Source organism: Streptomyces sp. NPDC026301, from assembly GCF_055567935.1.
Window position 1 is genome coordinate 76,075 of the sequence record NZ_JBVHPN010000022.1, and the last position, 13,909, is coordinate 89,983.

Annotated in this window: 10 protein-coding genes; 4 read left to right on the top strand and 6 right to left on the bottom strand. The window is 72.0% G+C overall.

Annotation, left to right across the window (positions count from 1 at the left end; translation table 11 throughout):
- Positions 1-7: 7 nt before the first annotated feature.
- Entirely contained in the window at positions 8-2,245 is a 2,238-nt protein-coding gene (locus ACZ4MH_RS30150; protein WP_351600354.1) for a transglycosylase domain-containing protein, read from the top strand.
- Between the two features lie 91 nt (positions 2,246-2,336).
- Here the strand turns inward: ACZ4MH_RS30150 and ACZ4MH_RS30155 are convergent, their stop codons facing one another.
- The 6 genes from ACZ4MH_RS30155 to ACZ4MH_RS30180 form a co-directional block, all read right to left on the bottom strand.
- On the bottom strand, positions 2,337-4,751 hold the full coding sequence (locus ACZ4MH_RS30155; protein WP_467754782.1) for a SpoIIE family protein phosphatase: 2,415 nt from the start codon (positions 4,749-4,751) through the stop codon (positions 2,337-2,339).
- A gap of 47 nt (positions 4,752-4,798) precedes the next feature.
- Positions 4,799-5,479, bottom strand: coding sequence for a class I SAM-dependent DNA methyltransferase (locus ACZ4MH_RS30160; protein WP_351599698.1), 681 nt, complete (start codon positions 5,477-5,479; stop codon positions 4,799-4,801).
- Positions 5,480-5,785: 306 nt separating this feature from the next.
- Positions 5,786-6,490, bottom strand: a complete 705-nt coding sequence (gene fomD / locus ACZ4MH_RS30165; protein ID WP_351599699.1) for a cytidylyl-2-hydroxypropylphosphonate hydrolase — start codon at positions 6,488-6,490, stop codon at positions 5,786-5,788.
- A 220-nt stretch (positions 6,491-6,710) separates the two neighbouring features.
- Positions 6,711-8,126, bottom strand: a complete 1,416-nt coding sequence (locus ACZ4MH_RS30170) for a class II fumarate hydratase (protein ID WP_351599700.1) — start codon at positions 8,124-8,126, stop codon at positions 6,711-6,713.
- Positions 8,127-8,225: 99 nt separating this feature from the next.
- Entirely contained in the window at positions 8,226-8,552 is a 327-nt protein-coding gene (locus ACZ4MH_RS30175; RefSeq protein ID WP_351599701.1) for a DUF1876 domain-containing protein, read from the bottom strand.
- Between the two features lie 98 nt (positions 8,553-8,650).
- Positions 8,651-10,348 carry a fumarate hydratase gene (locus ACZ4MH_RS30180; RefSeq protein WP_351599702.1) on the bottom strand — a complete coding sequence of 566 codons (1,698 nt, stop codon included), beginning with the start codon at positions 10,346-10,348 and terminating at the stop codon, positions 8,651-8,653.
- A 148-nt stretch (positions 10,349-10,496) separates the two neighbouring features.
- Here ACZ4MH_RS30180 and ACZ4MH_RS30185 point away from each other — a divergent pair, with 148 nt between their 5' ends.
- From ACZ4MH_RS30185 to ACZ4MH_RS30195, 3 genes are all read left to right on the top strand, one after another.
- Positions 10,497-12,500 (top strand): glycoside hydrolase, encoded by a 2,004-nt coding sequence (locus ACZ4MH_RS30185; RefSeq protein ID WP_351599703.1) that lies wholly within the window; start codon positions 10,497-10,499, stop codon positions 12,498-12,500.
- A 55-nt stretch (positions 12,501-12,555) separates the two neighbouring features.
- A complete protein-coding gene (locus ACZ4MH_RS30190; RefSeq protein WP_467754783.1) occupies positions 12,556-13,293 on the top strand; it encodes a DUF1707 SHOCT-like domain-containing protein in 738 nt (245 codons plus the stop codon).
- Positions 13,294-13,495: 202 nt separating this feature from the next.
- Complete coding sequence (locus ACZ4MH_RS30195) at positions 13,496-13,855, top strand: WhiB family transcriptional regulator (protein ID WP_351599704.1); 360 nt, start codon at positions 13,496-13,498, stop codon at positions 13,853-13,855.
- Positions 13,856-13,909: the final 54 nt, after the last annotated feature.

The following is a 13,909-nucleotide window of genomic DNA, read 5'->3' on the forward strand; positions in this document are numbered from 1 at the left end:
ACGAGCGATGGGACGAGCCGACGCCAGACGGGCGCAGAAGAGGGGCAGTCGCCGGGCGAAACGGAAACGGGGCGGCGGCATAGGCCGCTTCTTCACCTTCAAGAAGCTGCTCGGCGCGTTCTTCACCGTCTGCCTGCTGGGCATCCTCGGCTTCATCGGCCTGTACCTCGTCGTCGACGTGCCCGCCTCCGCCAACGGCCAGGCCGCCGCGCAGAGCAACGTCTACAAGTACGCCGACGGTTCGGTCCTGGCCCGCACCGGCTTCAACCGCGAGAGCGTGCCGATCAGCGACATCCCCAAGGACGTCCAGCACACCTTCGTCGCCGCCGAGAACAAGACGTTCTACCAGGACTCCGGCGTCGACCTGAAGGGCACCACGCGCGGCATCCTCAACACCCTGCGCGGCCGGGGCAAGCAGGGTGGCTCGACCATCACCCAGCAGTTCGTGAAGAACTACTACCTGACCCAGGACCAGACGGTCAGCCGCAAGCTCAAGGAGATCGTGATCTCCCTGAAGGTCGACCAGAAGCTCAGCAAGAACGAGATCCTGGCCGGCTACATCAACACCAGCTACTACGGCCGCGGCGCGTACGGCATCGAGGCCGCGGCGCAGGCGTACTACGGCGTGCACACCCGGGACCTGACGGTCCAGCAGGGCGCCTACCTCGCCTCGCTGCTCCAGGCGCCCAGCCAGTACGACTGGGCCATCGCCACCGACGCCGGCAAGAAGCGGGCCCAGGAGCGCTGGAACTACACCCTCGACAACATGGTCGAGATGAAGTGGCTGGACCCGGGGAAGCGGCAGGGCCTGACGTTCCCGGTGCCGCACAAGCCCAAGCCCAGCTCCGGCCTGAAGGGCCAGAAGGGCTACCTGGTCAAGCTCGCCGACCAGGAGCTGGAGAAGCAGGGCGTCACCGAGGACGAGCTCGCCGCCGGCGGCTGGACCATCAACCTCGGCGTCGAGAAGAAGCGGCAGGGCGCGCTGGAGTCGGCCGTCCAGGAGAAGCTGACCAGCAAGCTGGACCCCAAGTCCCGTGACGTGGACGCCGACGCGCAGGCCGGCGCGGTCTCCGTCGATCCGAAGACCGGCCACATCGTGGCGCTGTACGGCGGCAAGGGCTACCTGGAGCACTTCCTCAACAACGCCACCCGCGACGACTACCAGCCGGCCTCCACCTTCAAGCCGCTGATCCTCGCCACAGCGCTGGAGAAGAACTCCACCACCCAGGACGGCACGCCGATCACCCCGGACACCGTCTACGACGGCACCAGCCGCCGCCCGGTCAAGGGCAGCGCCATCGGCTTCGCGCCGCGCAACGAGGACGAGAAGGACTACGGCCCGATCAGCGTCCAGACGGCGATGAACAACTCCGTCAACTCCGTCTTCGCGCAGATGGGCATCGACGTCGGGCTGGAGAAGGTGCGGCAGACCGCCGGACAGCTGGGCATGAACGCGGAGAAGATCACCGCCCGCCCCGCCATGACGCTCGGCTCGATGGGCGCCAGCCCGCTCCAGATGGCCGGCGTCTACGCCACCCTCGACAACCACGGCAAGAAGGTCAGCCCGCAGCTGGTGACCTCCGCGCAGCGCGGCGAGGAGGCCCCGGTCGACCTGCCGGACCCGATCGGCGGGCAGGTGCTCGACCGCACGACCGCGGACACCGTGACCTCCGTACTGACCGGCGTGGTCCAGGACGGTACGGGCGCCGCGGTCCGCAACGCCGACTACGACATCGCGGGCAAGACCGGTACCTCCGACGACAACAAGTCCGCCTGGTTCGTGGGCTACACGCCCCGGCTGGTCACCGCCGTCGGCCTCTTCGGCGAGAACGCCGACCCGCCGCACAACCAGGTCACCCTGAAGGGCGCGGGCGGCGGCGGCCGGGTCAACGGCGGCGGCTACCCCGCGGAGATCTGGGCCGCCTACACCCAGAACGCCCTGGGCGGCGAGCTGTCGGCCCGCTTCGACCTGGACACCGACCTCGGTGCCGGGGTCGCCCCGACCCCCACCCCGACGCCGACCGAGACCGAGGAGTCCGAGTCCCCGTCGCCCAGCCCGTCGGAGACCTCCGAGTCCCCCACGCCCTCGCCGACCCCGTCGCCCAGCGAGTCGGAGACCAGCGAGCCGCCCACCGAGTCGGCCTCCCCGACGCCGAGCGAGTCCTCGGACCTCCCGCTGCCGGACGGCGGGGAGGAGACGGAGAAGGACAACGGGCACGGCAAGCACCCGACGCTCGGCGAGTAGCGAGTAGCGAGTAGCGAGCAGCGAGCGAACGACGGCGGGCCCGGGGCGAGAAGCCCCGGGCCCGCCGTACGTTTCCGTGCTGCCGTACCGCCTACTCCCGGCCCGGCAGCCGCCGTGCGACCGGCGGCATCGAGATCTCGAACCACACGACCTTGCCGGTGCTCAGCCGGGTCGCGCCCCAGCGCCGCGCCAGCCGGTTGACCAGGTACAGGCCCCGGCCGCCCTCGTCCGACGGGCGGGCCTGCCGCAGCCGCGGCAGCTGCGGCACGTCGTCGCCGACCTCGCAGCGCAGTACGTCCGTGCGCAGCAGCCGCAGCGTGATCGGCCGTTCCGCGTACCGCACGGCGTTGGTGACGACCTCGCTGACCAGCAGCTCGACCTGGTCCGTGAGGTCTTCGAGGTCCCAGCGCTGGAGCGCCCTGCGGGCGAGGCGGCGGGCCTGCCCGGCGGTCTGCGCCTTCGGGTCGAGGTACCAGTACGCCACGTCGCTCGGCGCGATCCCGTCGAAGCGGGCCGCGAGCAGCGCGATGTCGTCGTCCCGGTCGCCCGGGCCGAGCATGTCCAGCACCTCGTCGCAGAGCGGCTCCAGCGGCGGCGGGTTCGGCCCGGTCAGCCGGGCCGTCTCCGTCAGCCGCTCGCGCAGCTGCTCTATGCCGGTCCACACGTCCCGTATCCGGGACTCCACCAGGCCGTCGGTGTAGAGGACCAGCGTCGCGCCGGCGGGCGCGTCCAGCTCGACCGCCTCGAAGTCCACGCCGCCGACGCCGATCGGGGCGCCGGGCGGCACGCGCAGGACCTCGGCGCGGCCGCCGCGGTGCAGCATGACCGGCGGCGGATGACCGGCGTTGGCGATGATGATGCGGTGCGCGACCGGGTCGTAGACCGCGTACAGGCAGGTCGCCATCCGGTCCGTGCCGAGCCGCTGGGCCTGCTCGTCGAGGTGGTGCAGCACCTCCTGCGGCGGCAGGTCGAGCCCGGCGAGGGTCTGCGCGGTGGTGCGCAGCTGCCCCATGATCGCGGCCGAGGTCATCGAATGACCCATCACATCGCCGACGACCAGGGCGACTCGGGACCCCGGCAGCGGGATCGCGTCGTACCAGTCGCCGCCGACCCGCGCGGTCTCGGCGGCCGGGAGGTAGCGGCTGGCCAGCCGCACGCCCGTGGGCTGCGGGAGGGAGTCGGGCAGCATCGTGCGCTGGAGCGCGTCGGCGATGTACGCCTCGCGCCCGTACAGCACCGCCTTGTCCACGCCCAGCGCCGTGTGGGTCGCCAGCTGCGCCGCCACCAGCAGGTCGTCCGGCTCGAACGCCGGGCGGTCCGGGCGGCGCAGGAAGACCGCGGCGCCGATCACCCGGCGGCGGCCGCGCAGCGGCGCCAGGATGACCCGCTGGCCCTGCGGCATCCGCGTGCCGGTGCCGAGCAGTTCGGGCAGCGCCGCCTGCGCGGCCTGCGCCTCGCCGAAGAGCGGGCGCACCCCGCGCAGCACCTCGGCCAGCGGCCCGCCGGGCACGACCTCGGCGAGCTCCGCCGCCATTCCGCCCATCGCCGGGCCCAGGTCGGGCTGTGCGGGCAGGGTGGGCAGCCGGCCGCCGTTGGTGTCGGCCTCCTCGGGGATGCGGTCGGTGCGCCGCAGCCGCAGGACGACGGGCCCTGCGGGCCGCTCGTCGCCCACCGGCAGCGGGTCGCGCAGGTACACCAGGATCGCGTCGGCGAAGGTCGGGACCGTCGCCCGGCACAGGCCCAGCACGATCTCGTCCAGGTCGATGCCGCGCGCGATCCGCCGGGTGGCGGCGCCGACGAAGCGCAGCCGGTCGCCGCCGGGCTGCCGGGCCGGCATCGGCTCACCCCCCTCGGCCGGATGTGCCGACCGGGCCGGCGGCGCCTCCGGGCGCCCCGGCTCCTCGGCCTGGCGCCGGCCGCCGCCCTGGCCGCGGCCGCGGCGCGGCCCCGGAGGCGGTACCGCGGGCTCCTGGGGCCGCTGCCGGGCGCGGCCTTCGCCGTCGCGCGGCCGTCCGATGGCGCCCGGACCACCGCCCTCGTGCGGGCCCGGCCCTTCGTCCGGCTCCTCGGCACGGGAGCGGGCCCGGCCGGCCGGGCCGTGCGCGGCGCCGCCGTCGGAGACGCCGGTGGGGTCGCCGCCCGGGCCGCCGGCCTGGGTGTGGTCGCCGGCGTTCTGCGCGGCCTTGCGGTCGGCGGCGTCGGCGGTCCGCCGGTCCCGCGGCCGCCGGCGCTTCTTCCCGCCGCGCCCCGGGGGCGCGGGCAGCTCACCGGGACCACCGGTGGTGCGCCCCGGCGGTCCCGCGGCCCCGGAGCCGGGCAGACCGGGTCCGGGCAGGCCGGAGCCGGGGAGATCGGCAGGGGCTGGGCCGACGGGCCGCTGCAGGGCCTCGCGCGGATCGGCGGCGCCGTGCGCCGTCGTCTCCGGCAGACCCCGCGGCGGCATGGCCGGGGGCGCGGCCGGCAGGGGTGCCGGTCGCGGCTGGTGGGAGGTGGGGTGCTCCGTCACGCGTGGGATTCCATCCGTCCGGGGCTGCGCGCCTGGCGCGCTGCGTCTCAAGCGCGTCGCAGGTGCAGGAAGAGCTGGATTTCGGGTGGCACGTCCGTACTGGCCGGGGCATACGCATACGAGTCCTCCCCGGTGACTTCGAAACCCGCGTCGCGCACGACATGGCGCAAGTCGTCCCGCAGGTAACCCGATACCCGGATCGTGTTGCCCAGGAACGGAATCGGGTAGTCGTCCACGTCGGACTCGACCATCGACAGGGCGAGCAGCCCTTCGGGCCGCAGCAAGGAGTGCAGCATCCGCAGCGCGTACGGGATTTCCGCGCGCGGCAGCATCAGCAGGGAGAAGAAGGCGGCAACGCCGTCGAAGGAGCCGGGACCGCCGAGCCGGCCGTCCCGCAGGTCCGCGAGGTCGAGGTGGTGGAACTCGGCGGACGGAACGTTCTCCCGGGCCGACCTGATCATGGTGGCGGAGAGGTCGACGCCCACGACCCGGTGGCCGGCGCCGGACAGCTGGGCGGCGGTGGGCAGGCCCGTACCGCAGCCGACGTCCAGCACGCGGGAGCCGTCCGGCAGCGCGGCGGCGAGCCAGGCACCGGCGGCGCGCTGCCCCTCCTTGTGAGGGAACGCGCTGTCGTAGGTCGCGGCGATCGCGTTGAACGCCTCGGCCTGCCCGGCCCGGTCCAGTGCTAACCGGTTCAGGCCCTCGTACCCGTCGTAGCTGTCGCTCACGACCCCGCCCCTCCTGCGACCGCGGTCAAGTTCGGTTTCCAGTTCTGGAGTTGCGTCTGTGCCTTCTTGCGCCCTCTTGCGGAGGACGATCCTACGTTTGAACCAGTGGTGTGCAGCAAGGGGGCTCGCCCCTGAGCATGGTTTAAAAGGGAACGCATGTTCCCCGAAGTCCCTGCATTTCGGGCGGTTCCGCCGACTCGGAAGCCGAACTCTTCCCTCTCGCGGGTGCGGATTTCGCACAAGCGGCCGCTTTTTGGCGGCCGGTCATGCGGCGCGGGTCATGCGGTGCCGGTCATGAGACGCCGGTCATGCGGCGCTGTCACGTGGGGGAGGGGCCCCGCGCCCGTCCCAGTCGTCCGGCAGCACCGGCAGCCGCCACTGCGGATCGGGCCGCCAGTGCTCCCAGCCGTCCGCGAACGGCGCGCCCCAGGCGGTGATCCGCTCCACCGCGGCCCGGCCCGCGGCGCGTACCTCCTCGGCCTGCGCGGCCGGCATCAGCCCGTCCGCCTGCGCCTGCGCGAACTCGTCCTCGTCCCGCCACTCCCAGTGCCGGTCCGGGTAGACCGCGATGTCCAGGAAGTGGTCCTCGGAGTCCACGCCGCCGGACCAGCGGCGGCGCGGCTCCTCCAAGTTCACGTACCAGTTCTTGAACCGCCAGCCGCGCTCCCAGAAGAGCCACACCGACCACGGCTCCCCGGGCCGGGCGAGCTTGAGCACGCCGGTGCCGAACCAGCGGTCCCGCACCATGCGCCGCGGCTTGGTGTACCGGCTGGCCAGCGGCTCGCGGTGGACCGGCGTGCCGTCCGCGAGCACCGGCTTCACGCAGTCGGTGCCCGGCGCCATCCAGACGGCGAGCAGCTCGTCGGTGTCCTGGACGACGGTGACGGGCCGGCAGATGTGGAAGCGGTCGGTGGCGTTGCCGCGATAGCGCCACAGAATGTGTTCGCCCGGCGCCCAGCGCGCGGTACCGGACGCATGGCCGTCCCTGGTCTCCACCGTATCCGCTGTCATGCGCAGATCTTAGAGCCTGTGTCACGCCCCCGGCCGGGCGCCCGCCGCCTGGCACGCACTCTCGCGGCGTTGCCGAAACGCCCACGTAGCTCCGCTACGAAGACGCTCCGGCGCCTTGCGACAGCACGCACCAGACGACGTTCGCTGATCCGACCGGGGGCATGACACAGGCTCTTGGCGCGTAACCGGCGCACCGCCGTGACATGGGCCGCAGCGACCGTCACGGATGCGTCATGCGCAGCACGTCGAGCGCCTCGTCCAGCTGGGCCTCGGTCAGCGCTCCGCGTTCGACGTATCCGGACTCGATCACCACCTCGCGGATGGTCTTCCGCTCGGCGAGCGACTTCTTGGCCACCTTCGCCGCTTCCTCGTACCCGATGTACTTGTTGAGCGGGGTGACGACGGAAGGGGAGGACTCGGCGTATTCCCGGGCCCGTTCGGCGTTGGCGGTGATCCCGTCGACCGTACGGTCCGCCAGCAGCCGCGCCACATTGGCCAGAAGTCGTACCGACTCCAGGACGTTCTTGGCGATCACCGGCAGCATCACGTTCAGTTCGAAGTTGCCCGCGGCGCCCGCCGCGGCGACCGTCGCGTCGTTCCCCGTCACCTGTGCGGCCACCATCAGGGCCGCCTCGGGAATGACCGGATTGACCTTGCCCGGCATGATCGACGAGCCGGGCTGGAGGTCCGGCAGCGTGATCTCCGCGAGGCCGGTACGCGGCCCGGACGCCATCCAGCGCAGGTCGTTGGCGATCTTCGTGAGGCCGGTCGCGACGGTCCGCAGCTGGCCGCTGGTCTCCACGATGCCGTCCCGCGCGCCCTGCGCCTCGAAGTGGTTGCGGGCCTCGGTCAGCGGCAGCCCGGTGGCCCGCGCCACCTCCGCGATCACCGCGGCGGCGAAACCGGGCGGGGTGTTGATGCCGGTCCCCACGGCCGTGCCGCCCAGCGGGAGTTCGGCGAGCCGGGGCAGGGACGCCTGCAGCCGCTCCACGCCGTACCGGATCTGCGCCGCGTACCCGCCGAACTCCTGGCCCAGGGTCACGGGCGTGGCGTCCATCAGGTGCGTCCGCCCCGACTTCACCACCTCCTTGAACTCCTCGGCCTTGCGCTCCAGCGCGGCCGCCAGGTGCTCCAGGGCCGGCATCAGGTCGGCGGTCACGGCGGCGGTCGCCGCGATGTGGATCGAGGAGGGGAAGACGTCGTTGGAGGACTGGCTGGCGTTGACGTCGTCGTTGGGGTGCACGTCCCGGCCCAGCCGCTCGGTCGCGAGGGTGGCCAGCACCTCGTTGGTGTTCATGTTGGAGGACGTGCCGGAGCCGGTCTGGAAGACGTCGACGGGGAAGTGGTCGTCCCAGCGTCCCTCGGCGACCTCGGCGGCCGCGTCCTGGATCGCCCGCGCGACGTCCGCCTCCACCACGCCCAGCTCGGCGTTGACCTTCGCCGCCGCGGCCTTGATCCGGGCCAGCGCCTCGATGTGCGCCCGCTCCAGCCGCTGTCCCGAGATGGGGAAGTTCTCCACGGCGCGCTGGGTCTGGGCCCGCCACTTCGCGCCGGCGGGGACCCGCACCTCGCCCATGGAGTCGTGCTCGATCCGGAAGTCGCCCGAGGTGCTCAAGGATGTGCCGTTGTCGCTCATGCCTATGTCAGTACCCGGGGACGGACATCTGTTCCCGGGTACTGATCCGATTCGGCGAATGCGGCGCTCCGGGCCTTCCGGCGGCGCCGCTCCGGCGCGTCACCACTCGCGGGCGCGGCGGGCCTCGTCCCGCGAGTCGTCCAGCGCCGCCCACCGCAGCGGGTGCGTCGGATGCCCCACGACCTCGTCGATCTCCTCGTGCGCCTTGTCCATCAGCTGTCCGGCGATGTCCATGAGCGCCCGTGCGCCCGCGATCTCCTCACCGACCCGGAGCTGTTCCGGGTCGGTGGGGTGGCGGTCGGCGCGGCCGTGGCCGCGGCATTCCGTGCCGTCGCCGAGCCGTACCAGGGCGGCGGCCCTGGTGCGGTCGCCGTCCTCCGCGAATTCCATCTCGATGTGCCAGCCGACCAGCGTGTGTGTCTGCATGGTGGCTCACCTCCAGCGGTCCCTCTTCTCAGAGTGCGCCGCCGGAGCGCTGATCACCACAGCTGGGAGCCGGGAGTTCCGGAGGACGGGCCGGGGCGTTACGCGCCCTGGCGCACCGGGATGCTGGTGAAGGTCGGCGCCGGGGCCGGGTCGGTGAAGAAGTCGTTGCCCTTGTCGTCCACGACGATGAACGCCGGGAAGTCCTCGACCTCGATCCGCCAGACCGCCTCCATGCCCAGCTCCTCGTACTCCAGGACCTCGACCTTCTTGATGCAGTCCTGGGCGAGCCGGGCCGCCGGGCCGCCGATGGAGCCGAGGTAGAAGCCGCCGTGCGCGTGGCAGGCGTCGGTGACCTGCTGCGAGCGGTTGCCCTTGGCCAGCATGACCTTCGAGCCGCCGGCCGCCTGGAACTGCTCGACGTACGCGTCCATCCGGCCGGCCGTCGTCGGGCCGAACGAGCCGGAGGCGTAGCCCTCGGGCGTCTTGGCCGGGCCCGCGTAGTACACCGGGTGGTTCTTCAGGTACTCCGGCATCTCCTCGCCGGCGTCCAGCCGCTCCTTGATCTTCGCGTGCGCGATGTCACGGGCGACGACCAGCGTGCCGGTCAGCGACAGCCGGGTCTTGACCGGGTGCTTGGTCAGCTCGGCGAGGACGTCGTCCATCGGCCGGTTCAGGTCGATGGCGACGGCGTCCAGGTCGGCGCCCGCGCCCTCGGTCAGGTTCTCGTCCGTGGTCTCCGGCAGGAAGCGCGCCGGGTCGGTCTCCAGCTGCTCCAGGAAGACGCCCTCGGCGGTGATCTTCGCGACGGCCTGGCGGTCGGCGGAGCAGGACACCGCGATCGCGACCGGGCAGGACGCGCCGTGCCGGGGCAGACGCACCACGCGCACGTCGTGGCAGAAGTACTTGCCGCCGAACTGCGCGCCGATCCCGATCTTCTGCGTCAGCTCGAAGACCTTCTCCTCCAGCTCCTTGTCGCGGAAGCCGTGGCCGGTCGGCGAGCCCTCGGCGGGCAGCTCGTCGAGGTAGTGCGCCGAGGCGTACTTCGCGGTCTTCATGGCGTACTCGGCGGAGGTGCCGCCGACCACGATCGCCAGGTGGTACGGCGGGCAGGCGGCCGTGCCGAGCGAGCGGATCTTCTGCTCCAGGAACTTCATCATGGAGCCCTCGTTGAGGACCGCCTTGGTCTCCTGGAAGAGGAAGGACTTGTTGGCCGAGCCGCCGCCCTTGGCCATGAAGAGGAACTTGTACGCGTCACCGTCGTTCGCGTACAGCTCGATCTGGGCCGGCAGGTTCGAGCCGGTGTTCTTCTCATCCCACATGGTCAGCGGGGCCATCTGCGAGTACCGCAGGTTCAGCTTCGTGTACGCGTCGTAGATGCCGCGGCTCAGGGCCTCCTCGTCGCGGCCCTGGGTGAGCACGTTCTGGCCGCGCTTGCCCATGACGATCGCGGTGCCGGTGTCCTGGCACATCGGGAGCACGCCGGCGGCCGCGATGTTCGCGTTCTTCAGCAGGTCCAGGGCGACGAACTTGTCGTTGCCCGAGGCCTCGGGGTCGTCGATGATCTTCCGGAGCTGGCCGAGGTGCTCGGGGCGCAGGTAATGCTGGATGTCGTGGATCGCCGCTTCCGCCAGCTTGCGCAGCGCCTCGGGCTCGACCTTCAGGAACGTGCGCCCGTCGGCCTCGAAGGTGCTGACGCCGTCCTTCGTGATGAGGCGGTAGGGGGTCTTGTCCTCGCCCGTGGGCAGAAGGTCGGTATAGGCAAATGCCGGGAGGGCAGGGCGGGAAGAAACGGGCATTGCGGCCAATCCTCACTCGACGGTGACTTCGCTGTCATCAACGGCAGCCTCAACAGCCTAGAACGCCGCGCGCGGCCCGCCGCTGTGAGGTAAGGCTCAGTTCCCGTTCTCACAACTCGCTTAGAAATCATCTGCAGGGTGCCGTCGCATGACACGTTTCCTGAAAGCCGCGACAGGTTCCCGCAAGCGGCGGGCCGCGCTCGCCGCGCTGGCCGGGACCGCGCTGACCGCGAGCACGTTCACCGCGCTGCAGGCGTACGCCGGGCCCTCGGACGACGCCGGGACGGTCGCCCTGCGGATCAAGGGCGGCGAAGCACACGTGGATCCCCGCACGCTGCGGATCACCGCCCGTACGGCGAGCGGTACGGAATCCGTGCTCTCCGCCGCGGCGGCGGAGTCGCTGGGCACCCCGACCCCGGTCTCCCGCCACGGCGCCACCTCGGCGAGCTGGTCCTACCCCGACCGCGGGCTCACCGTCTCGGTGGCCGCCCGCGACGGGCGGCTCGTCGTGGACATGCACGCCAAGAAGGACGGCAGCATCGCCTGGCCGGCGGCGGGCGCCGGACAGTCCAAGGACGCCGCCTACGAGCTGCCGCGCGGCGAAGGCCTGCGCGTCCCCGCCGCCGACACCTTCTGGAACTCCGAGGAAGCCGGCCTGACCACCGCGGACGGCATCGACCTCAAGGATCTGACCATGCCCTTCTGGGGCACCACGGCGGGTGGTCACGGCGTCAGCACCATCGTCCCCACCGACCTGGGCACCCACCTGCGGTTCGTCTCGAAGGGCGGGGAGCTGCGCACCGCGGCCGGCCACGACTTCAGCCGCGCGGACGGTACGGACGACTACACGGTGGCCTTCTCGCTGACCGACGGCTCGCCCGTCGCGGCGGCCAAGGACTACCGCGCGTACCTCGCCTCGAAGGGACAGCTCGGCAGCCTGAAGCGCAAGATCCGCGAGAACCCCGAGACCGCCAAGCTGATCGGCGCCCCGCACGCGTACCTCTGGGGCGACGGCCGCACCCCGGAGACCGTCGAGCGGCTGAAGAAGCTCGGCATCTCCCGCATGTGGCTCGGTTACGACGCCGACGGCGACCCCATGTCGAAGCAGGCCGTAGCCGCCGCCAAGAAGGCGGGCTACCTCGTCGGCCCGTACGACAGCTGGGACAACGCGCAGGACCCGAAGAGCGCCGACACCAGCGTCGCGAAGTGGCCGGACCGGGTGTGGCCGGACGGCTGCGTGCACGACGCGGACGGCAAGCCGGCCGGCGGCTTCGGCGGCCGCGGCTGCTACCTCAGCTCGCAGGCGCTCGCCGACGCCGAGCCGCAGCACCACTACCTCGCCGACCGCACGAAGAGCATGACGGCCAACGGCGTGAACAGCTACTTCCTCGACGTCGACGCCACCGGCGAGCTCTTCCGGGACCACACGCCGGGCCACCCGATGACGCAGGCCGAGGACCGCGCGAACCGCCTGCAGCGGATGCGCGGGGTGTCCGGGGGCGCGCTCACCGGCGGCCGCCCGTACGTCCTCGGCTCGGAGTCGGCCGGCTCCTGGGCGAACCAGGTGATCGACTTCAGCCACGGCTCCAGCACGCCGGTCCACGACGGGCTCTGGACGGCCGAGCGCGACAAGAAGACCTTCGGCGGTTACTGGCCGAAGGAGCGGCCCGGCTTCTTCTTCAAGCCCGTCACGCTCGACAAGTCCGTCGCGCGTGCCATGTTCGACCCCGCGTACCGGGTGCCGCTGTACGAGACGGTGCTGCACGACTCGGTGGTCAGCACCGACCGCTGGGAGCTCTCCCTCTACAAGCTGCCGGAGCAGAAGCGGGACCGCGCGCTGCTCGCCATGCTCTACAACACCCCGGTCAACCTGGCGCTCGACAGCAAGGTGCTGGACGCGCACGGCAAGGAGATCGCCGCCATGCAGCGCTTCTTCGCCGGTATCCAGAAGGCCGCGGGCACCGAGGCGATGACGGACTTCCGGACGCTCACCGCCGATCACCAGGTGCAGCAGACCACGTTCGGCGGCCGGGACGCGCTGAAGATCACCGCCAACTTCGGCAGCGACGCCTACCGCGGCCTGCCCGGCGGCTGCGTCCAGGCCACCGGCCGCGGCCTGGACGGCCCGCAGCGGTTCTGCCCGGAGGGCTGAGCTCCCTGGCGCCGTCCTCTGGTCGCGATCTATCGCGTTTCGCTACGCTACGGATGTGGACGCATCTGACAACGGGGGACAGCGCCCCGCATCCGTGGATCTCACCAAGCCCGCGCAGGCCCCGCCCGCCGAGGCCGCGATCCGGGCCTCGGACGCCGACCGGGACCGCATCGCGGCGATCCTGCGCGAGGCGCTGGCCGAGGGCCGGCTGGACGCCGAGGAGCACGCCGAGCGCATCGACGGCGTCTACCGCGCCAAGACCATGGGCGAGCTGGAGCCGCTGATCCGCGACCTGCCCGCGGCGCGGGAGCGGGCGGACGCGCACCGGACGGCGTCCGCGTACGCCCCGGAGCCGCCCGCCGGTCCGCCCGCCGGCCTGTCGGCCACCAGCCTGATCGGCGTCTTCAGCTCGGCGGTCCGCAAAGGCCGCTGGCGGGCGCCGGCGCGGCTGACGGCGGTGGCGGTCTTCGGCGCGGTGGAGATCGACCTGACCGAGGCGCTCTTCACGCAGCAGCACCTGCACATCAACGCCGTCTCCGTCTTCGGCAGCGTGGAGATCCGGGTGCCGGAGAACGTCACGCTGCGCGGCGGCGGCTCCGGCGTCCTCGGCGCCTTCGAGGCCGAGACGTACGAGACGGACGACCCGGCGGCACCGGTGATCACGGTCAACGGCTTCGCGCTGCTCGGCAGCATCGAAGCCAAGCCGAAGCGCGGCAAGTGGATCGGCGATCTGCACGCCCGGATGCACGGCCGGATGCGGGACCACAGGGAACGGCGGCACCGGCACATGTAAAGCACACATGTAAGGCGCACCTGTAAGGGCCGCCGCATCCGACGCTGCTTTCAACGCGTACGCCACGGTGTGCATAGAGCCGCGTACAGCGGGTAGGGCTGGTGCATCGTCTCTCGTACGGCTGCGGGGTGTGCGAAACGTCGTGCGCAGCGAGACGGGCAAGTGGTGACTGAAATCGCCGAGCCGTCGTCAGGAGTAGACCGTGCTGCTACCGCATCAGCCCCTGCAGGAGGCCGCCGTCGTGCCCGCCCAGCGAGTGCCCGCCAGGGACGAGGCGGGACCCTGGCACTCCGAGGCGGTGTGCCGACGGGACGAGGCGGGACTCTTCTTCGCGCCGTCGAAGGAGCCGACGGCCGCCCGGCTGGCCAGGGAGGAAGCCGCGAAGCGGGTCTGTGCCCGCTGCCCCGTGATGATCGAGTGCCGGGAGCACGCCCTGCTCCAGCCCGAGCCGTACGGCGTCTGGGGCGGCCTGACCGCCGCCGAGCGCCGCGTCGTGCTGGCCCGTCGCCGGCGCCGCGACGCCGAGCTGCAGCGCTCGGCCCGGATGCCGGCCGCGGGCTGAAGTCCGTAGGAACGGTACGACCGACGGCCCGGTGCCCCGCCGTTCTCGCGGCGG

Coding starts and splice junctions, on each gene's coding strand:
- ACZ4MH_RS30175 (WP_351599701.1), bottom strand. CDS start 8,552: ATGCAGACACACACGCTGGTCGGCTGGCACATCGAGATGGAATTCGCG.
- fomD (WP_351599699.1), bottom strand. CDS start 6,490: ATGACAGCGGATACGGTGGAGACCAGGGACGGCCATGCGTCCGGTACC.
- ACZ4MH_RS30185 (WP_351599703.1), top strand. CDS start 10,497: ATGACACGTTTCCTGAAAGCCGCGACAGGTTCCCGCAAGCGGCGGGCC.
- ACZ4MH_RS30150 (WP_351600354.1), top strand. CDS start 8: ATGGGACGAGCCGACGCCAGACGGGCGCAGAAGAGGGGCAGTCGCCGG.
- ACZ4MH_RS30170 (WP_351599700.1), bottom strand. CDS start 8,126: ATGAGCGACAACGGCACATCCTTGAGCACCTCGGGCGACTTCCGGATC.
- ACZ4MH_RS30180 (WP_351599702.1), bottom strand. CDS start 10,348: ATGCCCGTTTCTTCCCGCCCTGCCCTCCCGGCATTTGCCTATACCGAC.